At 73.0% G+C, this 23,037-nt stretch carries 18 protein-coding genes; 10 read left to right on the forward strand and 8 right to left on the reverse strand.

Features of this window, described 5'->3' with window-relative positions; genetic code table 11:
- Positions 1 to 15: 15 nt before the first annotated feature.
- Complete coding sequence (locus ACA514_RS43860) at positions 16 to 963, reverse strand: ATP-binding protein (protein ID WP_375047407.1); 948 nt, start codon at positions 961 to 963, stop codon at positions 16 to 18.
- Positions 964 to 1,056: 93 nt separating this feature from the next.
- The gene (locus tag ACA514_RS43865) at positions 1,057 to 1,671 is read right to left on the reverse strand and encodes a DsbA family protein (RefSeq protein ID WP_375047408.1); all 615 of its coding nucleotides are present in this window, start codon (positions 1,669 to 1,671) and stop codon (positions 1,057 to 1,059) included.
- Positions 1,672 to 1,812: 141 nt separating this feature from the next.
- Here ACA514_RS43865 and pepN point away from each other — a divergent pair, with 141 nt between their 5' ends.
- Together pepN and ACA514_RS43875 are read left to right on the forward strand one after the other, a co-directional pair.
- Positions 1,813 to 4,347 (forward strand): aminopeptidase N, encoded by a 2,535-nt coding sequence (gene pepN, locus ACA514_RS43870; RefSeq protein ID WP_375047409.1) that lies wholly within the window; start codon positions 1,813 to 1,815, stop codon positions 4,345 to 4,347.
- 82 nt (positions 4,348 to 4,429) lie between these two features.
- Entirely contained in the window at positions 4,430 to 5,428 is a 999-nt protein-coding gene (locus tag ACA514_RS43875; RefSeq protein ID WP_375047410.1) for a hypothetical protein, read from the forward strand.
- Here ACA514_RS43875 and malQ read toward each other — a convergent pair.
- A complete protein-coding gene (gene malQ / locus ACA514_RS43880) occupies positions 5,409 to 7,538 on the reverse strand; it encodes a 4-alpha-glucanotransferase (RefSeq protein WP_375047411.1) in 2,130 nt (709 codons plus the stop codon). The two genes, ACA514_RS43875 and malQ, sit on opposite strands and share 20 nt — an antisense overlap.
- 51 nt (positions 7,539 to 7,589) lie before the next feature.
- Positions 7,590 to 9,056 carry an amidase gene (locus tag ACA514_RS43885; protein ID WP_375047412.1) on the reverse strand — a complete coding sequence of 489 codons (1,467 nt, stop codon included), beginning with the start codon at positions 9,054 to 9,056 and terminating at the stop codon, positions 7,590 to 7,592.
- Positions 9,057 to 9,283: 227 nt separating this feature from the next.
- On the opposite strand from ACA514_RS43885, the gene ACA514_RS43890 reads away from it, so the two are divergent.
- Both ACA514_RS43890 and ilvD read left to right on the forward strand, forming a co-directional pair.
- Positions 9,284 to 10,087 (forward strand): nuclease-related domain-containing protein, encoded by an 804-nt coding sequence (locus ACA514_RS43890; RefSeq protein ID WP_375047413.1) that lies wholly within the window; start codon positions 9,284 to 9,286, stop codon positions 10,085 to 10,087.
- A gap of 346 nt (positions 10,088 to 10,433) precedes the next feature.
- A complete protein-coding gene (gene ilvD, locus ACA514_RS43895; protein WP_375047414.1) occupies positions 10,434 to 12,296 on the forward strand; it encodes a dihydroxy-acid dehydratase in 1,863 nt (620 codons plus the stop codon).
- Between the two features lie 64 nt (positions 12,297 to 12,360).
- Here ilvD and ACA514_RS43900 read toward each other — a convergent pair whose 3' ends face one another.
- Both ACA514_RS43900 and ACA514_RS43905 read right to left on the reverse strand, forming a co-directional pair.
- Positions 12,361 to 12,579 carry a zinc ribbon domain-containing protein gene (locus ACA514_RS43900; protein ID WP_344270954.1) on the reverse strand — a complete coding sequence of 73 codons (219 nt, stop codon included), beginning with the start codon at positions 12,577 to 12,579 and terminating at the stop codon, positions 12,361 to 12,363.
- 25 nt (positions 12,580 to 12,604) lie between these two features.
- The gene (locus tag ACA514_RS43905) at positions 12,605 to 13,114 is read right to left on the reverse strand and encodes an HNH endonuclease (RefSeq protein ID WP_375047415.1); all 510 of its coding nucleotides are present in this window, start codon (positions 13,112 to 13,114) and stop codon (positions 12,605 to 12,607) included.
- A gap of 289 nt (positions 13,115 to 13,403) precedes the next feature.
- Between ACA514_RS43905 and ACA514_RS43910 the strand changes: the two genes are divergently transcribed.
- Together ACA514_RS43910 and ACA514_RS43915 are read left to right on the forward strand one after the other, a co-directional pair.
- Positions 13,404 to 15,482, forward strand: a complete 2,079-nt coding sequence (locus ACA514_RS43910; protein WP_375047416.1) for a prolyl oligopeptidase family protein — start codon at positions 13,404 to 13,406, stop codon at positions 15,480 to 15,482.
- An 82-nt stretch (positions 15,483 to 15,564) separates the two neighbouring features.
- Complete coding sequence (locus ACA514_RS43915; RefSeq protein ID WP_375047417.1) at positions 15,565 to 16,371, forward strand: class I SAM-dependent methyltransferase; 807 nt, start codon at positions 15,565 to 15,567, stop codon at positions 16,369 to 16,371.
- A 172-nt stretch (positions 16,372 to 16,543) separates the two neighbouring features.
- On the opposite strand, the gene ACA514_RS43920 is transcribed toward ACA514_RS43915, so the two are convergent.
- Both ACA514_RS43920 and ACA514_RS43925 read right to left on the reverse strand, forming a co-directional pair.
- Positions 16,544 to 17,215: a GNAT family N-acetyltransferase gene (locus ACA514_RS43920; protein ID WP_375047418.1), complete on the reverse strand. Its 672-nt coding sequence runs from the start codon at positions 17,213 to 17,215 to the stop codon at positions 16,544 to 16,546.
- 6 nt (positions 17,216 to 17,221) lie between these two features.
- A complete protein-coding gene (locus ACA514_RS43925; protein ID WP_375047419.1) occupies positions 17,222 to 18,871 on the reverse strand; it encodes an XRE family transcriptional regulator in 1,650 nt (549 codons plus the stop codon).
- A 409-nt stretch (positions 18,872 to 19,280) separates the two neighbouring features.
- On the opposite strand from ACA514_RS43925, the gene ACA514_RS43930 reads away from it, so the two are divergent.
- The 4 genes from ACA514_RS43930 (at position 19,281) to ACA514_RS43945 (ending at position 23,006) form a co-directional block, all read left to right on the forward strand.
- Complete coding sequence (locus ACA514_RS43930) at positions 19,281 to 19,730, forward strand: hypothetical protein (RefSeq protein WP_375047420.1); 450 nt, start codon at positions 19,281 to 19,283, stop codon at positions 19,728 to 19,730.
- Between the two features lie 219 nt (positions 19,731 to 19,949).
- Positions 19,950 to 20,948: a mechanosensitive ion channel family protein gene (locus tag ACA514_RS43935; protein ID WP_375047421.1), complete on the forward strand. Its 999-nt coding sequence runs from the start codon at positions 19,950 to 19,952 to the stop codon at positions 20,946 to 20,948.
- A 69-nt stretch (positions 20,949 to 21,017) separates the two neighbouring features.
- Positions 21,018 to 21,401 carry a globin gene (locus tag ACA514_RS43940; protein ID WP_375047422.1) on the forward strand — a complete coding sequence of 128 codons (384 nt, stop codon included), beginning with the start codon at positions 21,018 to 21,020 and terminating at the stop codon, positions 21,399 to 21,401.
- Between the two features lie 18 nt (positions 21,402 to 21,419).
- A complete protein-coding gene (locus tag ACA514_RS43945; protein WP_375047423.1) occupies positions 21,420 to 23,006 on the forward strand; it encodes a glycoside hydrolase family 13 protein in 1,587 nt (528 codons plus the stop codon).
- Positions 23,007 to 23,037 lie beyond the last annotated feature (31 nt).

Raw genomic sequence — 23,037 nt, forward strand, 5'->3', positions numbered from 1 at the left:
CGCGTAGATCCCGCGTCACCCGGCGTAGGCGACGGGGAACCGGAACTCCGGGTCGACCTGCGCGGCGAGGTCCTCGCCGGTGGCCCGGTTGGCCCAGCTCCGCGCGTTCTTGAGGTGGAACTCGACGGCCTGCCGCTGGAACGCGTCCCAGTCCTTGGACCGGGCGTCGACCTCGGCGAGCATCCGGCCGAGCGCGGCCTCGTTGCCGTCCTCCAGCACCGCTCCGGAGCGCCCCTGCTCCATCGCCCGGACGGCGGCGGACTGGCCGAGCCAGACCAGCAGGTCGTCCCCGACGTGCTCGCGCAGGTAGTCGACGTCGTCCTCGGACTGCACCTTGTTGCCGACGACCCGGATGGCGACGTCGTAGTCGCGGGCGTACTCGACGTACTGGCGGTAGACGCCGACGCCCTTCCGGGTCGGCTCGGCGACCAGGAACATCAGGTCGAACCGGGTGAACAGCCCGGAGGCGAAGGTGTCGGCGCCCGCGGTCATGTCCACGACGACGTACTCGCCGGGACCGTCCAGCAGGTGGTTGAGGTACAGCTCGACCGCGCCGGTCTTGGAGTGGTAGCAGGCCACGCCGAGGTCGTCGTCCTCGAACGGGCCGGTGACCAGCAGCGTCGCCCCGTTCACCTCCTGCCCCAGCGCGTGCACCGGGTCGTCGCCGCGCAGCCGCAGCAGCCGCGACCCGGTGCCCGCCGGGGTCGTCTTCACCATGGTGGACGCGGAGCCGATGCGCGGGTTGTCGCCGCGCAGGTACTCCTTGATCTCGGCCAGGTGGGCGCCCAGGGCCGGGATCTTGGCGGCCCGGTCGTCGTCCATGCCGAGCGCCGCGCCGAGGTGCTGGTTGATGTCGGCGTCGATGGCGACCACCGGCAGCCCGCGCAGCGCGAGGTGCCGGACGAACAGCGACGAGAGGGTGGTCTTGCCGCTGCCGCCCTTGCCGACGAACGCAACCTTCACGAATGCCCCCTAAACGGATATGAAAACCGTTGCCATTTTCTCGGAGCACCGAGTCTGGCGGAGGGGCACCGGCGAGGCAACCGGAACGGCCGATCAGTCGAAGATCGGTTCCCGGGTGCGGGTGCGCTTGAGCTCGAAGAACCCGTCCGTCGAGGCCACCGCGACCACGCCGTCCCACAGCTTCGCGGCGGCCTCGCCGCGCGGGATCGGCGACACGACCGGGCCGAAGAACGCGCTGCCCTCGACCTCGATCACCGGCGTGCCGACCTCCTGGCCGACGCGGTCGATGCCGTCCTGGTGGGACGCGCGCACCGCCTCGTCGTAGGCGGTCGAGTCGGCGGCGTCCGCGAGCGCCGGGTCCAGGCCCGCCGCGGTCAGCGCCGCCTCGAAGTACTCGCGGCCGAACTGCTGCTTCTCGTGGTGGCGGCGCGTGCCCAGCTCGGTGTAGAGCCTGCCCAGCACGTCGGGGCCGTACTTCTGCTCGGCGGCGATGCACACGCGCACCGGCCCCCATGCCTGCGCGAGGCCCTTGCGGTACTCCTCCGGCACGTCCTTGTCCTCGTTGAGGACGGCCAGGCTCATCACATGCCAGCGCACCTCGATCGGGCGGAGCTTCTCCACCTCCAGGATCCAGCGCGAAGTGATCCACGCCCAGGGGCACAGCGGGTCGAACCAGAAGTCCACCGGTGTGGGAGTGTCCTGCGGCAACGTCGCCTCCTATGGCTGCTCTAGCGTCAGCGGTGAGATCTCAGCACGGACAACCCTGCCCCGGCCGCGCCGATTCCCGCCGGCCCCGGCCGGTTGGTAGACATGAGGTCAGCAAAGAATTAAGCCGACCAAGGAGTACATGTGGCAGGCAACCTCACGCGCGACGAGGCGCGGGAACGGGCCCGGCTGCTCACCGTCGAGTCGTACGCGGTCGAGCTGGACCTCACGACCGGCGCGGAGCGGTTCGGCTCGACCACCGTCATCCGGTTCGACAGCGCCGAGCCCGGCGCGTCGTCCTTCGTCGACCTGCACGGCGCGGTCGTGCGGGAGGCGACGCTGAACGGCGAGGCGCTGGACCCGGCGTCCTACGACGGGGAGAAGGGCCGCCTTCCGCTGCCGTCCCTGGCCGCGCGGAACGAGCTCCGCGTCGTCGCCGACTGCGCCTACTCCCGTTCCGGCGAGGGCCTGCACCGGTTCGTGGACCCGGTGGACGAGAGCGTCTACCTGTACACGCAGTTCGAGACGGCCGACGCGCACCGGATGTACACGTGCTTCGACCAGCCCGACCTCAAGGCGACGTTCGAGCTGACGGTGAAGGCCCCGCAGGACTGGCAGGTCGTCACCAACGAGACCCCCGAGACGGTGGAGGGCGGGACGTGGCACTTCCTGCCGACCCCGCAGATCTCCACCTACATCACCGCGCTCATCGCGGGGCCGTACCACGCCGTCCGCGACGAGTACCGCCGCGACGACGGCACCGTCATCCCGCTCGGCGTGTACTGCCGGGCGTCGCTGGCCGAGCACCTGGACGCCGAGGCCATCGTCGACGTGACGCGACAGGGGTTCGCCTACTTCGAGAAGGTGTTCGGACGGCCGTACCCGTTCAGCAAGTACGACCAGCTGTTCGTGCCGGAGTTCAACGCGGGCGCGATGGAGAACGCCGGGGCCGTCACGTTCCTGGAGGACTACGTCTTCCGGTCCCGGGTCACCGACGCCTCCTACGAGCGGCGCGCGGAGACGATCCTGCACGAGATGGCGCACATGTGGTTCGGTGACCTGGTCACCATGCGCTGGTGGGATGACCTGTGGCTGAACGAGTCGTTCGCCACCTACATGAGCGTGCTGTGCCAGTCCGAGGCCACCAAGTGGACGGGCTCGTGGACGACGTTCGCGAACCTGGAGAAGGCGTGGGCGTACCGGCAGGACCAGCTGCCGTCCACGCATCCGATCTCCGCCGACATCCCCGACATCCGGGCCGTCGAGGTGAACTTCGACGGGATCACCTACGCCAAGGGCGCGTCCGTCCTGAAGCAGCTGGTGGCCTACGTCGGCCGGGAGAACTTCCTGGAGGGCGTCCGCCGGTACTTCGACCGGCACGCGTGGGGCAACACCGTCCTGACCGACCTGCTGGACGCGCTGGAGGAGACCTCCGGCCGCGACCTGGCGTCCTGGTCGAAGGAGTGGCTGGAGACCGCGGGCGTCAACACGATGCGCCCCGAGTACGAGGTCGACGCCGACGGGAACTTCTCCTCGTTCGCCGTGCTGCAGGAGGCCAAGGCCGACTACCCGACGCTGCGCTCGCACCGCCTGGCGATCGGCCTGTACGACCTGACCGGCGACGGGCTCGTCCGGCGGGAGCGGGTCGAGCTGGACGTGGTGGGCGCGCGCACCGAGGTGCCGCAGCTCGTCGGGCAGAAGCGTCCCGACCTGGTGCTGGTCAACGACGACGACCTCACCTACGCGAAGGTGCGGCTCGACGAGCACTCGCTGAAGACGCTGGTGGAGCACATCGGCGACATCAAGGAGAGCCTGCCGCGGGCCCTGTGCTGGTCGGCGGCGTGGGACATGACGCGCGACGCCGAGATGGCGACGCGCGACTACGTCCGGCTCGTGGCGAAGGGCATCCGCGGCGTCACCGACATCTCGGTCACGCAGACGCTGCTGCGGCAGGCGCGGACGGCCGTCCAGCAGTACGCCGACCCGTCCTGGCGCAAGGAGGGCCTGGCGCTGCTCGCCGACACGGCCTTCGAGCTGGCCCGCGAAGCGGCGCCCGGCTCGGACCTGCAGCTCGCCTACACGCAGGCGTTCACGGGGTCGGCGGTCAGCGAGGAGCACCTGGCGTTCGTCCGGGCGCTGCTGGACGGCTCGCAGACGCTCGACGGGCTCACGGTCGACACCGACCTGCGGTGGGCGCTGCTGCGCCGGCTCGTCGTCACCGGCAAGGCCGGCGAGGACGAGATCGACGCCGAGCACGAGCGGGACCGGACGGCGGCGGGCGAGCGGCACGCCGCCGGCTGCAAGGCCGCGGTCCCGACCGCCGAGGCCAAGGCCGCCGCGTGGGACCGGATCATCGGCGGCACGCTGCCGAACGCCGTCTACCGGGCGACGTTCGGCGGGTTCGTGGAGCCGGACCAGGCCGACCTGCTCGTCCCGTACGTGGACAAGTACTTCGCCGAGGTCGGCCGGGTGTGGAAGGAGTGGACCAGCGACATGTCCCAGACGTTCGCGGAGGTCGCCTACCCCTTCCTGGTGATCGAGCAGTCCACGATCGACCGCACCGAGTCCTACATCGCCGCCGAGAAGCCGCCCGCGGCGCTCGCCCGGCTGCTGTCGGAGGGCCGTGACGGCGTCGCCCGCGCGCTGCGCGCCCGCGCGAAGGACGCCGCCGCCGGCTGAGTCCGGTAACCCTGCCGCAACCCCCGTGACCGTGCGATCGTTGCAGGGTCACGGGGGTTTTCGGGGAAAAGGGGATGGTCGGGTGGAGACGGCGCGGGACGTGCTGGCGGCGCTGGCGCGGCGGTACGCGTTCGGGGACCTGGAGGCGCTGATCGCCGCGGGGACGCTCGTCCCGGACGGGCGGGCCAAGGCGGTCGCGCCGCTGTGCGCGTTCGGGCAGCGCGTCCTGGACCTGGACGCCGAGGACTTCGGGATGCCGGAGGCCGTCGGGGAGGTCCCCCGCGACCTGCTCGACCGCGCCCGCGCCAGCCGGATGCCGCAGGCCCCCAAGGAGCGGCCGCGCGGCGCGCTGGCGAGCCTGCGGCCCGCCTACGCGCTGCTGCTGGAGGTCATCGCGATCCGCTGGCAGCGCCGCGACATGGCCGCGCTGGTCGCGGCCGTGCACATCGCCGGCGAGTACCTGCCGCTGCTGGCGTGGGAGCCCGTCCTCGGGCACGCCGGCGACCCCGCGCTGATCGGCGCGTCGGTGGCCGGCGAGGGCAGCCGGTTCGGCGTCCCCGTCGCGCCGGGCTCGGCCCGCGAGTGCGACCACACGCGTCCGGAGCGGTCGGCGTGCGAGCGGACGCTGCGGGTCGCCAAGGAGCCGCCGCCGGGCTGGCGCGCCTACCTCGACCGGCAGCACAGCCAGGTCGCCGCCGCCCTCGGCGACTGCGCGGCCCGCTGCCGCACCCCCTGCACGGTGATGACCCGGCTCGACGGCGCCGTCCGCGCCGGCCTCGTCGAACGCTGCAAGCTGGCCGCCGAGTTCACCGACGGCGCCCTGGTGAAGCTGCGGCACGCCGCCCCGGTCGGGCACGGCTTCGGCGTCCCCTCCCCCGAGGAGGTCGAGGCGGCGTGGGCGCGCGCCCGCAGGTCCCTGTCGCACCAGCCGCTCGGCAAGGCCGCGCTGGACGGCGCCGACGCCGACCCGTACCCGCTGCCCGGCCTGCCCGCCCTGTTCTCGGCGATCGCGTCGGCCCCGATCGCCCCCGACACGCTCCTGTACGACGTCACCCGGCGCATCAGCGCGAGCCTGCGCTGATCTCCTTCAGCACGGCGCGGACGCGCGGGTCGGTGACGAGGTCGTCGAGGAGGACGGGGCGGCCGTCGGCGCCGGCGAGGGGCACCCGCCAGTTCGGGTACTCGTCGGTGGTGCCGGGCTGGTTCTGGGTGCGGCGCTCGCCGGCCGCGTCGGCCAGCGAGACGCCGATGAGCCGGGCCGGGGTGCGGCCGAGGAAGGCGTGCAGCGCGGCGACGACCTGCTCGTCGTGGGCGGTGGAGCCGTCCGCGAGCGCGCGCATCACCTCGTCGGGCGGGACGGGCAGCAGCCCCTCGGAATGCAGCAGCGCCAGCCAGCCGGCCAGTTGCCGGCGGTGGTCGGCGGCCTCCTCGGCGGGCGGGCGGGTGAGCAGGCCGAGGCGGTCCCGCAGGGCGATGTGGTCGCCGTGCAGGAAACCGGTGATGGGCGGCATGTCGTGGGTGCCGACCGTGGCCAGCGACAGCTCCCGCCAGTGCTCCGCCGGCTTCGGGCGGCCCTCGGCGTCGCGTTCGAACCAGAGCAGCGAGGTGCCGAGGACGCCCCGGTCGGCGAGGTCGTCGCGGACCTCCGGTTCGACGGTGCCGAGGTCCTCCCCGACGACGAGCGCGCCGGCGCGGCGGGCCTCCCACACCAGGCAGCCGAGCATCGCCTCACGGTCGTAGCCGACGTAGGTGCCGTCGGCGGGCGACCCGCCCTCGGGGATCCACCACAGCCGCGACACCTGCATCGCGTGGTCGAGGCGGAGCCCGCCGCCGTGCTGGAGGGCGGCGGCCAGCATCTCCCGGTACGGGACGTAGGCGTTCGCCGCGAGCGTGGTCGGCCGCCAGGGCGGCTGGCCCCAGTCCTGGCCGCGCTGGTTGAACTCGTCCGGCGGCGCGCCGACGCTCATCCCGGACGCGAGCTCGTCCCGGTAGATCCAGGCGTCGGCGCTTCCCTGCGCCACCCCGACGGCCAGGTCGTGGACGATCCCGGCGGGCATCCCGGCGTCGCGGGCCGCCCGTTGCGCGGCGGCGAGCTGCTCGTCCAGGCGCCATTGCAGCCACGCGTGGAACCCGGCGCGGGCGTGGTGGCGGGGCTCGTCCAGGACGGCCCGCCCGTGCGCGTCCCGCAGCGGCGCGGGCCAGCGCCGCCAGTCGGTGGTGCCCTGCTCTTCGCTGATGGCGCACCAGGCGGTGAAGTCGCGGAGCGCCGCGCCGTTGCGCTTGCGGAAGGCCCGGTAACCGGGGTCGTCGCGGATGTCCGGCGCGGAGCGGTACATCGCCTCCAGCGCTTCGAGCTTCGCCGACCAGACGGCGTCCCGGTCCAGCGGGCCGCCGAGCGCGCGCAGCCGGTCCGCCATGGCCGCGTACCGTTCGCGGCCCTCGGCGGGCAGCGCCGCGTACTCCGGCATGTCCTCGATCCGCAGGTAGAGCGGGGCGGGGAAGCGGCGGCTCATCGGCGAGTACGGCGACGGGCTCACCGGCGGGACCGGCTCGGCGGCGTGCAGCGGGTTGACCACGACGAACCCGGCGCCGAGGTCGCGGCCGCTCCACGCCGCGAGGTCGGCCAGGTCGTGCAGGTCGCCGAGCCCCCACGAGCCGCGCGAGCGCAGCGAGTACAGCTGGACGGTCAGCCCCCACATGCGCGGCGGGCGCGGCAGGGCGGCCGGCGCCACCAGCAGCGCCGCGTGCTCCTCCCGGCTCCCCCGCCCGACGTGCAGGCGATGCCAGCCGTAAGGGACGTCCCCGTCGAACTCGCTCAGGGGGACGGGTTCACCGCGCATCTCACCGGCGGACGGCGCCGACAGGACGTCGGGCACGCCCGGCTCGATGCGCACGTCCAGGTCGCCGTCCGGGCCAAGGGTCCGGCGCAGCAGCGCGAGGATCCGGTCGGCGGCCCGGCCTCCGGCCTCGTCCCGGCGGACCACGACCGTCGGCGGAAGGGCCCGCGCGCGTTCCCGGTGGCGCTCCAGCTCCGCGCGGACGGCGGACGGGGACGAGGCGTCCACCCCGAGCGCGCCGAGGACGGCGACCAGGGTGGCGGGCGGGACGTCCACCTTCCGTCCCCGCCAGTCGGTGTACCGCGTCGCGACTCTGTGGTGTCCGGCCAGCCTGGTCAGTTCGTCGTCAGCCACGCCTGCACCCATGCCCCGGCGGCGCGCCGCCAAGCGCGGCGCGGACGGGCCTCACTGCTCCCAGATGGGCGGCCTGCGGCCGGTCCAGGGACGCGCCTCCTCCAGCTGCGCGGCGAGCGAGATCAGCGTCCCCTCCCCGCCGAGCCGTCCAGCCAGCATGATCCCGATCGGCAGGCCCGGTGTCTCCTGGGGGGACGACCCCCCAGACCCCCCGGCAACTGCCTTTGTCCAGTGCAGCGGTACGTTCACCGCGGGCTGGCCGGAGATGTTGTAGGCGGCGCAGAACGGCGTGAAGAGCATCTGGCGCCGGAAGTTCTCCTCCGGCTCCTGGTCGTGGAAGTACCCGACGGGGACGGGCGGCTGCGCGAGCGTCGGGTGCAGGATCGCGTCGAACCCGTCCATGACGGGGAACGCGGCGCGCACCGCGCCCTGCAGCGCGGCGTGCGCCTGGAACAGCTGCGGCCCGGTCGTGGCGTTCCCGCGTTCGCGGAGCCAGCGCGTCAGCGGCTGGAGCAGGTGCTCGCCGCCGTCCGGGACGGGCGTCATCGTGGCCATGACGCCCCAGAGCAGCTCGAAGTGCGGGACCATCTCGGGCCCGAACACCGGCGGCAGCTCCACGACCTCGTGCCCGAGCTCCTCCAGCAGCGCGGAGGCCTCCTCGTAGGCGGCGACGCAGTCGGGATGCACCTCGGCGCCGGGCACGGCGGGCCGCCGGCTGCGCGCGATGCGGAGCCGTCCCGGCGGGCGTCCCGCATACGACAGGAACGAGCCCTCGACGGGCGGGGCCGCGTAGAGGTCGCCCGGCATCGGCTTCGCCATCACGTCCAGCAGGAGGGCGGCGTCCTCCACGGACCGCGCGATCGGCCCGTTGGTGGACAGGCCGAACAGGTCGGGGACGATCGGCCCCTGGGAGATGCGGCCGCGGGTCGGCTTGATCCCGAACAGCCCGCACACGCTGGCCGGGATGCGGATGGAGCCGCCGCCGTCGCTGCCCTGGGCGACCGGGGCGAGCCCGGACGCGACGGCCGCGGCGGCGCCGCCGCTCGACCCGCCCGCCGACCTCGCCGTGTCCCACGGGGTGCGGGCGGGCGGCGCGACGCCGCTCTCGGTGTAGCAGGGAAGCCCGAATTCCGGGACGGCGGTCTTGCCTGGCAGCACCGATCCGGCCTCGCGCAGCAGCCGCGCGACGGTGTCATCCGTGAATGCCGTGAAGTCGGCGAAAACGGATGAACCGAAAGTCATCCGGACACCGTCCACCATGTTCAGGTCCTTGACCGGAACCGGCACCCCGTGCAGCGCCGGCAGGTCCGCCGGGTCCGCGGCGTCCCGGACCGCCTTCTCGGCCCGCGCCGCCTGCTCGCGCGCCGCCTCGGCGGTGACCGTCACGTAGGCCCCGACCTGCGGGTTCAGCCGTTCGATGCGGTCCAGGTAGTGGTCGGTCAGCTCGACCGGGGACAGGCGCCCGGAGCGGACGGCGTCAGCCGCCTCCCTAGCGCCGAGGTCATGGAGATGTGTCACGAACCGGAACGCTAGACCGCGCGGCGGCCGGGCATCAAAGAGGCAGAGACTCTCATGCCGGGAAAGAGGTGGTAAGTGACTCACGTACCCGCCCTGCGCGGAAGTCAATCACTCACCCCCGGCGACAAAACTATTAACCCTGCATGACTAGTCGTCGGCTCGCATGATGATTACTCTGCGCTCGGAGGATCATGCCCCCGATGGGAAAGGAATACGGAGCGTCACTTATGGCGATCATGGAGCGGGGCAACACACAGCAGGCACGGGGCCAGCCCCGTGAGCAGCCGGAACAGGAACAGGAGCGGCGCGATCAGCAGGCGCCGGCCGAGCGGACGCTCGCCGGCACGCTCGGCGACCCCCGGATCCGGCGGTGGATGTGGCGGATCGGCGTGGCCCTCGCGGTGCTCGTCGTCGTCACCATCGCGGCCGGCGGGCGGCTCGGGATCACCGCGGCGGTCCTCGCGGTGGTCGCGGACGTGGTCCGCCGATCCCGCCGGGACTCCAGCATCCCGGCCTGGCAGAAGTCCTCGGCCGCCGAACGGCGCACCGAGAAGCAGCTGAAGTCGCTCGAGCGCAACGGGTACCTCGTGCTGCACGCGCGGGCCGTCCCCCGCGACGACGAGGGCGTCAGCGACGGGCGGATCGACCACCTGGTGATCGGGCCGAGCGGCGTCTACGCCATCGACTCCGAGAAGTGGGACAAGCGCCTCCCGGTGCGCACCCTGTCCCACCGCAAGCTCTTCCACGGCCCCTTCAACAAGAAGGACCGCCTGGACGAGGCGCGCTGGGAGGCCGACCAGGCCAGCAGGATCATCGGCGGGCAGGTCGGCTTCGAGGTGCCGGTACAGCCGTCCGTCGCCATCTACGGGCCGTCCATCCCGTGGAAGGTCATGCGCGTCCGGGACGTCGACGTGTACGCGGGCAACCGGGCCCGCTCGTACCTGCGCCGCCGTCCCAAGATCCTCACCGACACCGACGTCCAGCGGATCTTCCAGGCGGCCGAGAAGGCACTGCCGCCCAAGTACGGCTGACCCGGCACGCCGGAGCACGCCGAGCGCGGATCCCGCAGCGCCGCCGGATCCCGCATCGGGGCGGCCCGCACACCCCCGGGCCGCCCGACGACTCGACGACGAGTCCCCACCGGGCCCCTCGCGGGCCCGGACCTTTCCGACCCGGCTTTCGCGAGCCGCGGCTCCCACCTTGTAGCATCGAGTGTCACAGGCCGGCCCGCGCGCGACCTCCGCTGAGCCGGCGGCAGCGCCGCGATCCGCCGCTGAGAGCTTCCCACCGCGCACCGCTCGCTCCCGCCCGCGCAACCCAGGCGCGGCGGCGCGGCCGGCGACACGGCACGACGGCACAGGTTGGAGAGGTCACAGGATGCCCCCGCTCAGGTCACGTACGGTCACCCATGGCAGGAACATGGCGGGCGCCCGCGCGCTCATGCGGGCCAGCGGCGTCGAACGCGAGGACTTCGGCAAGCCGATCGTCGCGGTGGCCAACAGCTTCACCCAGTTCGTGCCCGGCCACGTCCACCTGGACGAGGTCGGCAAGGTCGTCGCCGGCGCCGTCCGCGAGGCCGGCGGCGTGCCCCGCGAGTTCAACACGATCGCGGTGGACGACGGCATCGCCATGGGCCACGACGGCATGCTGTACTCGCTGCCGTCCCGCGAGGTGATCGCCGACGCCGTCGAGTACATGGTCAACGCGCACTGCGCCGACGCCCTGGTCTGCGTGTCCAACTGCGACAAGATCACCCCGGGGATGCTGCTGGCCGCCATGCGGCTGAACATCCCGACCGTGTTCGTCTCCGGCGGCCCGATGGAGGCCGGCAAGCCCGTCGAGGGCATCCTGGACGGCAACAAGCTCGACCTGATCGACTCCATCGTCGCCTCCGCCGACGACTCCGTCGGCGAGGACACGCTGCTCGCGGTGGAGGAGAGCGCCTGCCCGACCTGCGGGTCCTGCTCCGGCATGTTCACCGCCAACTCGATGAACTGCCTCACCGAGGCGATCGGGCTGGCGCTGCCCGGCAACGGCACCGTCCTCGCCACCCACACCGCCCGCCGCCGCCTCTACGAGGACGCCGGCCGCACCGTCGTGGAGATCGCCCACCGCTACTACGACGGCGACGACGAGTCCGTCCTGCCGCTGAACATCGCGACCCGGGAGGCGTTCGAGAACGCCATGACCCTGGACGTGGCGATGGGCGGCTCCACCAACACGATCCTGCACCTGCTGGCCGCCGCCTACGAGGGCGGCGTCGACTTCGGGCTCACCGACATCGACGCGCTGTCGCGCCGCGTCCCGTGCGTCTGCAAGCTCGCCCCGGCGAGCGCCAAGTACCACATCGAGGACTGCCACCGCGCCGGCGGCATCCCCGCCCTGCTCGGCGAGCTGCACCGCGCCGGGCTGCTGAACGACTCCGCCCACTCGGTCCACTCGGCGTCGATGACCGAGTTCGTCGGCAAGTGGGACGTCCGCTCCCCCGGCGCGCTGCCCGAGGCCGTGGAGCTGTTCCACGCCGCGCCCGGCGGCGTCCGCAGCACCTCCGCGTTCTCGCAGAGCGCCCGCTGGGAGGAGCTGGACCTCGACCGCGAGAACGGCTGCATCCGCTCCGTCGAGCACGCCTACACCACCGACGGCGGCCTGGCGGTGCTGCGCGGCAACATCGCCCCGGAGGGCGCGATCGTGAAGACCGCCGGGGTGGACGAGGAGCTGTGGACCTTCACCGGCCCCGCCGTCGTCTTCGAGTCGCAGGACCAGGCCGTCGAGGGCATCCTCGGCGGCAAGGTCAAGGCCGGCGACGTCGTCGTGATCCGCTACGAGGGCCCCAAGGGCGGCCCCGGCATGCAGGAGATGCTCTACCCGACGAGCTTCCTGAAGGGCCGCGGGCTCGGCAAGGCCTGCGCGCTGATCACCGACGGGCGGTTCTCCGGCGGCACGTCCGGGCTGTCCATCGGGCACGCCTCCCCCGAGGCCGCCGGCGGCGGGATCATCGCCCTCGTCGAGGACGGCGACCGCGTCGTGATCGACATCCCGAACCGCGTGCTGGAGCTGGACGTCCCGGCCGACGAGCTGGAGATCCGCCGCGAGAAGCTGCTCGCCGACCTCGGCGGCTACCGCCCCCGCGACCGCGACCGCAAGGTCAGCGCCGCGCTGCGCGCCTACGCCGCGATGGCCACCTCCGCCTCGACCGGCGCCGCCCGCGACGTCTCCCAGGTGGAGAACCTGAACGGCTGAGCGGCCGGCCACGACGCCGCCGCGCCGGCCGCCGGGCCGCGCGGCGGCACGGCAGGGCCGGCCGTCAGGAGCAGCAGCCTCCGCCGCAGCACCCCCCGCCGGCGGACGGCGGGGGCTTCGGGGCCCCGCCGCGGGCGGTGCCGGTGACGGCGACCGTCGACAGCAGCTTCACCGTGTCGTCGTGGCCGTCCGGGCAGACCGCCGGGTCGGAGGCGTTGATCATCGGGCGGGAGACCTCGAACGTCGACCCGCACGCGCGGCAGCGGTAGTCATAGCGTGGCACAGGGACAGGATACGGCCCGTCCGCGCTATGCGGCGGGTTCGGAGACGTAGGGCGCCCACTGGGGGTCGCCGTCGTGGACGATCCCGATGAGCCGCCAGTGCGCGCCGCGCGGGACGCCGGGCGTCATCCCGAGCGTCCAGCCGAGCTCGGACAGCAGCCGGTCGGCCTTGCGGTGGTTGCAGGTCATGCAGGACGCGACGCAGTTCTCCCAGACGTGCTTGCCGCCGCGGCTGCGCGGGTGGACGTGGTCGATCGTCTCGGCGCGGCGTCCGCAGTAGACGCAGCGGAAGTTGTCGCGGCGCATGAGCGCGGCGCGGGTCAGCGGGACCCGGGTCCGGAACGGGATGCGGACGTAGCGGCGCAGCCGGATCACCGACGGCACCTCGATCTCCATGGTCGCCGAGTGCAGGGAGGCCCCCGAGATGTCGTGGTGGACGATCTCGGCCTTCTCCCGGAGCACGAGGCAGACCGCCCGCCGCAGCGGGAGCGTGGTGAGTGGTTCGTACGTCGCGTTCAGGAGAAGGACCTGTCTCATCAGACGGCCTCCGCCGGCGTGCCGGGGTTCGCCTCGGCGGACGCGGCTGACCGCGCCTCGCACCGAGGCCCGAATATTGTCTCCGGCACCTGCGCACTCGCCATGAGGACCTCCCCAGAGGCGAACCGACCTGGAATCAGTGTGGCGGCTGGGGCAGCCCGACCGCTACCCCGAATATCCCCATCGCGGGGCCGGATCGAACGCGAAAGAGCCCGCGTTGCGCCGCCGGCGCGGGGATCGGCCGACCTGACCGGACGGACCGGCCGGAGCGGTGAATACAGTGCATCCCATGACCGGAACGCCTTATCCGCCCGCGCGGCGCCAGGACATCGTCGAGGAGATCCACGGGCACCGGGTCGCCGACCCGTACCGCTGGCTGGAGGACGCGGGCAGCGCGGAGACCCGGGACTGGCTCGCCGCGCAGGACGAGCTGTTCCACAAGATCACCGACGCGTTCCCGGGCCGGGACCGGCTGCGCCGCCGGCTCGGCGAGCTGCTCGGCGCGGGCAGCGTCGGCGCGCCGGTCTGGCGCGGCGGGCGCCGGTTCTTCAGCCGGCGGACCGCCGAGCAGGAGCATCCGGTGCTGTACACGGTGGATCCGGACGGCTCCGAGCGGGCGCTGGTCGACCCGATGGCGCTGGACCCGGGCGGCACGACGACGCTGGACGGCTGGCAGCCCGACAAGGAGGGCCGGCTGCTGGCGTACAAGATCTCGACGGGCGGCGACGAGGAGTCGCTGCTGTTCGTGATCGACGTCGCCACCGGGGAGCGGGTCGAGGGGCCGATCGACCGGACCCGCTCGTCCGACATCGCCTGGCTGCCCGGCGGGGAGGCGTTCTACTACACGCGGCGGCTGCCCGCGCGGGCCGTCCCGGAGGGCGAGGAGCAGTACCACCGGCGCGTCTACCTGCACCGGGTCGGCACCGAGCCGGAGACCGACGACGTGCTCGTCTTCGGCGAGGGCATGGACAAGACCAACTACTACGGGGTGGGCGTCAGCCGCGACGGGCGGTGGCTGACGGTCTCCGCCTCGCAGGGCACCGCGCCGCGCAACGACCTGTGGATCGCCGACCTGTCCGCCTCGCCGCCCGACCGGCCCGAGATGCGGCCGGTGCAGGTGGGGGTGGACGCCGAGACGTGGCTGCACGTGGGCCGGGACGGCCGCGCCTACGTGTTCACCGACCGGGACGCGCCCCGGTCGCGGCTGTGCGTCACCGATCCCGCCGACCCGTCGCCCGGGACGTGGCGCGACCTGATCCCGCAGGACCCCGAGGCGGTCCTGACCGACTACGCCGTCCTGGACGACCTCGAAGCGCCGGTGCTCCTCGCCGGGTGGACGCGGCACGCGATCAGCGAGATCACCGTGCACGACCTGGCCTCCGGGGAGCGGCTCGGCACCGTCCCGACGCCGGGGCTCGGCTCGATCGGCGGGATCGTCGAGCGGCCCGAGGGCGGCCACGAGGCCTGGTTCGGCTACACCGACAACGTGACCCCGTCGTCGGTGATGCACTACGACGCGCGCACCGGCGAGACGAGCCTGTGGGCGTCCGCGCCGGGCACCGTCGACGTCCCCGAGATCGAGACGCGGCAGGTGACGTACCCGTCCAAGGACGGCACCGAGGTGCGGATGCTGGTGGTGTCGCGGCCCGGCGCGTCCGGCCCGCGTCCTGCGGTCCTCTACGGCTACGGCGGCTTCAACATCTCGCTGACGCCGTCGTACTCGGCGAGCATCCTGGCGTGGGTCGAGGCCGGCGGGGTGTACGCCGTCGCGAACCTGCGCGGCGGGTCCGAGGAGGGCGAGGAGTGGCACCGCGCGGGGATGCGCGAGCGCAAGCAGAACGTGTTCGACGACTTCCACGCCGCCGCCGAGCGGCTGATCGCCGACGGGCTGACCACGCCGTCGCGGCTGGCGATCTACGGCGGGTCGAACGGCGGGCTGCTGGTCGGGGCCGCCCTCACCCAGCGCCCCGAGCTGTACCGGGCGGTCGTCTGCTCGGCGCCGCTGCTGGACATGGTCCGCTACGAGCGGTTCGGGCTCGGCCAGACCTGGAACGACGAGTACGGGACGGCCGACGACCCGGTGGAGTTCGGCTGGCTGATCGGCTACTCGCCGTACCACCACGTCCATCCCGGGACGGCGTATCCGGCGACGCTGTTCACCACGTTCGGCAGCGACACCCGCGTCGACCCGCTGCACGCCCGCAAGCTGTGCGCCGCGCTCCAGCACGCGACCGCCTCGGACGCGCCGGTCCTGCTGCGCAACGAGTCGGAGGTCGGGCACGCGGCCCGGTCGGTCAGCCGGTCGGTGGACCTGATGGCCGACACGCTCACCTTCATGGCCGCGCAGACGGGCCTGGACCTGGCCTGACGGGGCCGGGCTCCCGCCTCGTGAGCGGGGTCACCAGCGGCGGGGCTGGTGCGGCGAAATTGACGGCTGATCTAATAAGGGCGTGAACGTGTCGATGGCGCAGACCCCGTCCGCCGCGCGGCGGGTCCTCGACCTGCTGCGCGACCCGCCCGCCGACCCGGACCTGTCGGCCGGGTACCTCGACCTGCTCGGCCCCGCCGAGGAGCGCGCGCCGTCGCTCGCCCAGTCGGTGATGGAGTCGACGTTCCTGCCGCGGATCTACGAGAAGGTCTGGCGGCCCGTGGGCTTCAACCTGGCCAAGGGCTGGCCGATCGGGCCCGACACCGCCGCCGAGCAGGCGACGGCGCGCGACTGGCTGGGCCTCGGGCAGCCGGGCGGCACCGGCCGTCCCGCCGCGACCGTGCTGGACGTGGCCTGCGGGCCGGGCAACGTGACCCGCGCGCTGGCCGAGGGCGTCGGCGAGGACGGGCTCGTCGTCGGGCTGGACGCCTCCCCCACCATGCTGGCCCGCGCCGAGGCCGACACCCCGCCCACCGACGGCATCTGCTACGTCCGCGGCAACGCCGTCGACCTGCCGTTCCGCGACGCCGCGTTCGACGCCGTCTGCTGCTTCGGGGCGCTGTACCTGTTCGACGACCCGTGGACGGCCCTGGACGGCATGACCCGCGTGCTGCGCCCGGGCGGACGCCTGATCATCCTCACGTCGCGGCGGCTGACGCCGCTGCACGCCTCCAAGGTGGGCGGCGAGCTGATCCGCCGCGCCACCGGCTACACGGTGTTCGGCGACCGGGAGGTCACCGGGGCACTGGCCGACCGCGGGTTCACCAGCGTCCGCCGGCGCCGCTACCCGCTGATGCAACTGGTGGCCGGCACCCGCCCGAACACCTAGAACAGACGAACACCTAGAACAGACGCACGCCGCGAAGCGGCCGGGGGTGTGGGGGGCGTCCCCCCGCCGGGGGGCGTGGGGGGCCCGCCCCCCACAATGAACCGCCCAACCCCGAGCCGCGGGCGTCGCGCCGCGCCGCGCCGCCGGCGCGCGTCCCGCGGCTCGGGTGTCCTCAGCGCAGCGCCTTCTCGATGTAGATGTTGACGATGCCCCCGATCAGCTCGCGGCGCGTCTCCCGCCAGCCGAACTTGCGGTAGAGGGCGAGCGCCGGGGCCTGCAGCTCGGTCGTGTCGCCGCGCAGGATCCGGTACCCGTACTCGACGGCGCGTTCCTCCAGCGCGGAGACGACCGCGGTGCCGTAGCCGCGCCGCTGGACGGACGGCCGCACCCGCAGCCGCACCATCTCCACCACGTCGAGCACCGGTGCGCCCGGCGCGTAGCCGCCGAACGCGCGGGCCGAGCCCCCGGGGACGAGGTCGGCGCGGCGCAGGCCGCCCATGGCGACGATCCGCCCGTCCACCTCGCCGACGAGGAACTCGCCGTCGTTGCGCAGATAGATGTCCTCCATCCGGAAGAAGTCGTGGTCGTAGTAGACGCCGTCGCCGGGACGCAGCCCGACCTGCGCCAGGCCCTCGCGGTGCAGGGCGAGGACGGTGGCGTGGTCGGTGGCCCGGTACCGGCGCAACCGCAGGTCACCGAAGCTCCATACGGGGGGATCGGCCTGCAGCCGCGCGAGGGCGCGGCCGCCGGGACCGGCGGTGCCCGGGGCGGGCGAGGGCGGCGCCGCGGGTTCCGCGCCGGGCGCCGGCGGATCCTGCCAGGAGGCGCTGTCGGGCGTTCCCATGCCCGGTCAGACCTGCTCGGTCGGGGGGACGGAGCTCTGCTCCTTGGTGGGACTGGTCACCCAGGGCCCGGCGAGCGCCTCCCGGAACTCCCGCAGCCCCGCGATCTCGCCGTGCTTGGCCTGCACCGCGGCGCCGATCTGGCGGGCCCGGTGCACCAGGATGTCGGACCGGTGGTCGGGCGGCAGGTCCAGGATCGCCTCCTGGCCGCCCGTCAGCGCCGCGTCCGGATTGCCGGAGTGCAGCTTGCACATCGCCCGGTCGAGGCGCACAAGGGTCAGGTCGACGCGGTCGGTCGGCGCGTACAGCGTCAGCGCGTGGCTCAGCACCTCGTCGCCGTGCTTGTGGTCGCCGAGGTTGGTGAACGTGTCGCCCTCATAGAAGGCCATCTGCCGGTCGGTGAAGCCGAACACCAGGTCGCCGGTGTCGGTCTTGGACAACTGGTCGAACACCGAGCGCCCGCGCACGAGCGCCCGGCGGGCGCTGGGCGCGGCGTCGCCCCGGCCGCGCATCGCCAGCATGCCGAGCGCGCGGGCCTCCACCGCGGGCGCCATGGCGGCGGCCACCCCGGGGGTGCGGCCGGCCAGGTCCTGGGCCTTGCGCGCCAGGTGCAGCGCCTCGCGGGGGTCGCCGTAGTACATCGGCACGAGCGACTCGCGGACGGTCACCCAGGCGCGCAGCTGCCGGTCGCCGGTCTCGTCGGCCGCGGTGCGCGCGGTCCGGAAGAACGAGCGGGCCAGCCGGTGGTCGCCCAGATTGATCATGATCAGCCCGGACAGCCCGGACAGCTGCGCCGCGATCCGGCACAGCCGCTCCTGCAGCTCGACCGGCTGCCGCTTGTCGCACATGCGCCGCACCTCGCTGAAGTCCAGCAGCACGTCGCACAGCATCCGCAGCGACGGCGTCGCCTGGTACTGCTGGCCGTAGCCGTAGGTGGTCTCCTCCCATTGGTCGAGCATGGTCGGCGAGACGGTCGCACCCACCAGCGTGTCGTCCATCTTGCGTCGAATGCCGTCGACCGCACCCAGGAACTGACCGTCGAGCGCCACGCCCGCTCCGGCCAGAAGTTGCAGAAGGGTCCTACGAAGCACGATGTCCTCCTCTCCCACATCAATGGACAGGGGGCCGTCGGCGCGGTCGGGGCCCCGTAGGTCGTTGACGTCCACCCAGTGGCGGTCGTCCGCCCTGGGGATGATCGACCCGACGAGCGGTACGTCGGGCTGCTGTGCCGCGTGCCGCTCGGGGCGGCGCGGCTGGGGCACCGTGGCGGCCCCCGGGCGGGCGCCGTGCCCGCGCCCGCATATGCAGGGGCTCTTGTAGTCGAGCTCATCGGGCTCGACCCGGTACACGGCGCACAGGTAGTGCAGATACTCGGGACCGGGTCTTTTGTACCCGCTCTCGTAGGCCGACAGCAGCGTCTCCCCGAGCCGGGGCGGCGGCTTGCCGTCGACCTCGTACAGGGCCTTGACCTGGGCCACGATGTCGGACAGCGCGACACCGTGGGCCAGGCGGTGGGCCTTGACCCGGCTGGTGCCGAACAGGGGACCGCACTGCTCGTGGATCTCGTGCGCGATCTCCTGCGGGCCCCGCCCCCGGGCCAGAGCGTGCGCACGGATCCTGCGAGCCACGTCCGTTTCTTTCCGAGGGGGGTCCGACATCGATTCCGGCCTCCTCACCGTCGGGCCGGGGCGGCGCCCCTCGGGGGAAGGGCGGTCGTCCGGGCCACGGCGACCGGTCAATAACTGGCCACGACAGATAATCTCTCGCGCACGCAGCGTAACCCTGACGACGGGGCGGGCCAAGCGATTCCCGGGAAAGACCAGGGCTCCGGATGCGTCCTCACCTCCCCGGGTAGAGATTCTTCCTCCGCCGGGTGTGAGGCTTCCTCTGAGGTGGGGGAATCCGGTACTTCGCGGGACGGCGCCGCCCTTGACCCGGCACCGTGAGAGTTGCAATTCTCACCATGAGCAACGGAACGGATCCAGAGAGTTGATCATTTGCCGGCCCTCCCGGCGGCCGCGCGGTCACCCGCCGCGCACACCGGGGGCCGGCGACGAGGGATCGGCGATGCAGACGATGGCGACGCACACGACGGCGCAGGGACCGACGGCGCGGTGGATCGGCGCGGCGGCCGCCGGCACGGCCGGCGAGACGACCGACGGCACGACCGGAAGAAGGGAAGCGCAGGCGGCCGGTGACAGACGCGTCGGCCACCTCCGCGAGCTGGAGCGGGAGCTGGACGCGCGGGGCCTGGTCGCGCGCGTCGTCCGGACCCGCTCGGGCCCGGCGTTCCTGCGGGTGGTGAACCCGGCCGCCGCGAGCCTGGCCGAGGACGTCACGTGCGCCCCCGCCCCCGAGACCCACGACCACTACTTCTGGTGGTCCTGGGGCGAGCGCATGCACCGCGTCGACGACGTGGACGGCGCGGCCCTGAAGCTCGCGCACGTCCTGCAGCCCCTGGACGAGCGGCTCGACCCGCGGCCCACCCGGAGCAGGCGGCCGGCCGGCCGCCCCTAGAGCCGGGCGTGCCCCGCGGGGCCGTGGCCGGAACGGCGCGGCAGCCGCGGACCCCGCGGGGCACGCTCGCTGGAACAGCCCCTCCCCGGCCTTGTCAAGACACGTCGCCGGCGTAGTACGAACCGGTCGTTACCGTCCCCTACGATCGGGCTCGTACCCGCCGCAGGTCCACGGCGAGGTGTCGCGACGCCCACAAAGGCCGGGGAGGGTCTGCCCGACATGTTGGTCGATGCTCAGTCGCTGCTGCCCTGGGCACAGAACGGCACGCCCGAGGCGGCGTGCCGCGACCAGACGCCGAGCACCGGCTGCCGGCTGGTCTGGAACGTCTCGCACAGCAACGACTTCACGAGCTTCTACGCGACGTGGCTCGACAAGCCGCTCGGCACCGTCCTGTCGATCGTCATCACCTTCGTGGTCGCGCTGATCGTGAAGAACATGGCGCACCGGATGATCATCAAGGTGACGGTGCGGATGGCCGAGGGCACCATGTCCGAGAAGGTCAAGGAGCGGTCCCGGACGGTGTTCGAGGGCAGCCCCACCCTGCTGAACCGGCGGCGGGCGCAGCGCGCCCAGACGCTCGGCTCGGTGCTGCGCTCCATCGCGTCCATCGTGATCATGGGCACGGCCGTGTTCAGCATCCTCGGCTCGCTCGGGCTGAACCTCGCGCCGATCCTGGCCAGCGCCAGCGTGATCGGCGTGGCGGTCGGCTTCGGCGCGCAGAACATCGTCAAGGACTTCCTCGCCGGGATGTTCATGCTGCTGGAGGACCAGTACGGCGTCGGCGACTACATCGACGTCGGCTCCGCCAAGGGGACGGTCGAGGCGGTCACCCTGCGGGTCACCCGAATGCGCGACGTCGACGGCGTCGTCTGGTACGTGCCGAACGGCGAGATCAAGAAGGTCGGCAACGAGTCGCAGAACTGGGGCCGGGCCGTCCTGGACATCCCGGTCGACATCCGCGAGGACACCGAGAAGGTCAAGGAGATCCTGCAGGCCACCGCGGACGAGCTGGCCGCCGCGTCCGGCTGGGAGGACGTGATCCTGGAGGAGCCGTCGGTGTGGGGCGTGCAGGCCCTCGCCGGGGACGCGCTCGTGATCCGGGTGGTGCTGAAGACCGCGCCCGGCAAGCAGGGCAACGTGGCCCGGGAGCTGCGCGAACGGGTGAAGAACGCGTTCGACGAGGCGGGCGTCTCGGTCGCCACCCCGGCCACGGCCTGATCCCGCGGCGAACGGGCCGTTCCGTGCGGCTGATCACTCGGCGGCCGATCGCATAGGGTGGGCAGCGCCATGACTGAACAGGTGACCTTCTACGAGGCGGTCGGCGGCGAGGAGACCTTCCGCCGGCTCGTGCACCGCTTCTACCAGGGTGTCGCTGAAGACCCCGACCTTCGCGCCCTCTACCCCGAGGAGGATCTCGGTCCCGCCGAGGAGAGACTCCGGCTGTTCCTCGTCCAGTACTGGGGCGGCCCGAACACCTACAGCCAGCGGCGCGGGCATCCCCGGCTGCGGATGCGGCACGTCCCGTTCGTCATCGGCGAGGCCGAGCGCGAGGCGTGGCTGAAGCACATGCGCGTGGCGGTGGACGAGCTGGAGCTGCCCGAGCAGCTGGAGAAGATGCTCTGGGACTACTTCACGATGGCGGCGCGAAGCATGGTGAACGCCCCCTCGTAAGCGGGTAGATCGCTGGGTATGACGCGAACCCCCTGGTGGCGCAATGCCGTCGTGTACGAGGTCTACGTCCGCAGCTTCGCCGACTCCGACGGGAACGGCGAAGGCGATCTCCAGGGGATCCGGTCGCGGCTGCCGTACCTGCGCGACCTCGGCGTCGACGCGCTCTGGCTGACGCCCTTCTACACCTCGCCGCTCGCGGACGGCGGCTACGACGTGGCCGACTACCGCGACGTCGACCCCCGCTTCGGGACGCTGGCCGACTTCGACGCGCTGGTGGCGGACGCGCACGCGCACGGCCTCCGGCTGATCGTGGACATCGTGCCGAACCACTCGTCCGACCGGCACCCGTGGTTCCAGGAGGCGCTCGCGTCACCGCCCGGCTCGCCGGAGCGGGACCGCTATATTTTCCGCGCCGGACGGCCAGGTGAGACTCCCGACGAGGTGGGCCCGCCGAACGACTGGCCGTCCGCGTTCGGCGGACCGGCGTGGACGCGGGTGCCGGACGGCGAGTGGTACCTGCACCTGTACGCGGCCGAGCAGCCGGACTTCAACTGGCGCGACCCGGAGGTGCGGCGCGAGTTCGAGGACATCCTGCGGTTCTGGCTGGACCGCGGCGTGGACGGCTTCCGCATCGACGTCGCCGCCGGGCTGGTGAAGGACGCCTCGCTCGGCGACCTGAACGGCCGGGCCCGGCGCGTCGCGAACGGGCCGATCTACAGCCGTCCCGAGGTCCACGAGATCTACCGGGGGTGGCGGCGCATCCTCGACGAGTACGGCGACGACCGGATGGCCATCGGGGAGGTGTGGACGGACGGCCCCGAGGACCTCGCGCTCTACCTGCGCCCCGACGAGCTGCACCAGGTGTTCCAGTTCGACCTCCAGCTCGCGCCGTGGTCGGCGCCGGCCTTCCGCGACGTGATCGAGGCCGCGCTGAAGGCCGTCGCGCCCACCGGCGCGGCCCCCACCTGGGTGCTGTCCAGCCACGACTCCGTCCGCCACCTCACCCGGTACGTGCGCCCGGGGGGCGTGCCGGGAACCGAGCACGCCCGCGCCAAGGCCGCCCTGCTGATGCTGCTGGCCCTGCCGGGTTCGGCGTACCTGTACCAGGGCGAGGAACTGGGGCTGCCGGAGGTGACGGACCTTCCGGACGACGCCCGCCAGGACCCGATCTGGAAGCGCAGCGGCGGCGCCCAGCCGGGCCGCGACGGCTGCCGGGTGCCGCTCCCCTGGTCCGGCACGGCGGAACCCTTCGGCTTCGCGCCGGACGGCGTCCGTCCCTGGCTGCCGATGCCCGCGCGGTGGGCGTCGCTGACGGCGGAGGCGCAGGCGGCCGAGCCGTCCTCGATGCTGGCTTTCTACCGCCGCGCGCTGGCGCTGCGCCGGGACCTGCTGGACGACCTGCCGGAGGAGCTGGAGTGGCTCGACTCCCCCGAGCCTGCCGTCTTCTTCAGGCGCGGGCCGCTCACCTGCGCGCTCAACTGCAGCGAGAACCCCGTCCGCCTCCCGCCGGGCCGCCCCGTCCTGACGAGCATGCCGATGTACGGCGACCTCCTCCCCGGCAACGCCGCGGCCTGGTTGCAATCCCGGCCCGAGGGCCTCGCCTAGCGGCTCGCCCCTTGACCGGTCTTGGGCGAGC

It is taken from the genome of Actinomadura sp. NTSP31, from assembly GCF_041951385.1.
Taxonomy (GTDB): Bacteria; Actinomycetota; Actinomycetes; order Streptosporangiales; family Streptosporangiaceae; genus Spirillospora; species Spirillospora napierensis.

Bases quoted from the DNA above. Each gene is read 5' to 3' on its own strand.
- ACA514_RS43930 (WP_375047420.1), top strand. From the start codon at position 19,281: ATGCAGACGATGGCGACGCACACGACGGCGCAGGGACCGACGGCGCGG.
- ACA514_RS43945 (WP_375047423.1), top strand. From the start codon at position 21,420: ATGACGCGAACCCCCTGGTGGCGCAATGCCGTCGTGTACGAGGTCTAC.
- ACA514_RS43890 (WP_375047413.1), top strand. From the start codon at position 9,284: ATGGCGATCATGGAGCGGGGCAACACACAGCAGGCACGGGGCCAGCCC.
- ACA514_RS43920 (WP_375047418.1), bottom strand. From the start codon at position 17,215: ATGGGAACGCCCGACAGCGCCTCCTGGCAGGATCCGCCGGCGCCCGGC.
- ilvD (WP_375047414.1), top strand. From the start codon at position 10,434: ATGCCCCCGCTCAGGTCACGTACGGTCACCCATGGCAGGAACATGGCG.
- ACA514_RS43940 (WP_375047422.1), top strand. From the start codon at position 21,018: ATGACTGAACAGGTGACCTTCTACGAGGCGGTCGGCGGCGAGGAGACC.
- ACA514_RS43910 (WP_375047416.1), top strand. From the start codon at position 13,404: ATGACCGGAACGCCTTATCCGCCCGCGCGGCGCCAGGACATCGTCGAG.
- ACA514_RS43935 (WP_375047421.1), top strand. From the start codon at position 19,950: ATGTTGGTCGATGCTCAGTCGCTGCTGCCCTGGGCACAGAACGGCACG.
- ACA514_RS43925 (WP_375047419.1), bottom strand. From the start codon at position 18,871: ATGTCGGACCCCCCTCGGAAAGAAACGGACGTGGCTCGCAGGATCCGT.
- ACA514_RS43905 (WP_375047415.1), bottom strand. From the start codon at position 13,114: ATGAGACAGGTCCTTCTCCTGAACGCGACGTACGAACCACTCACCACG.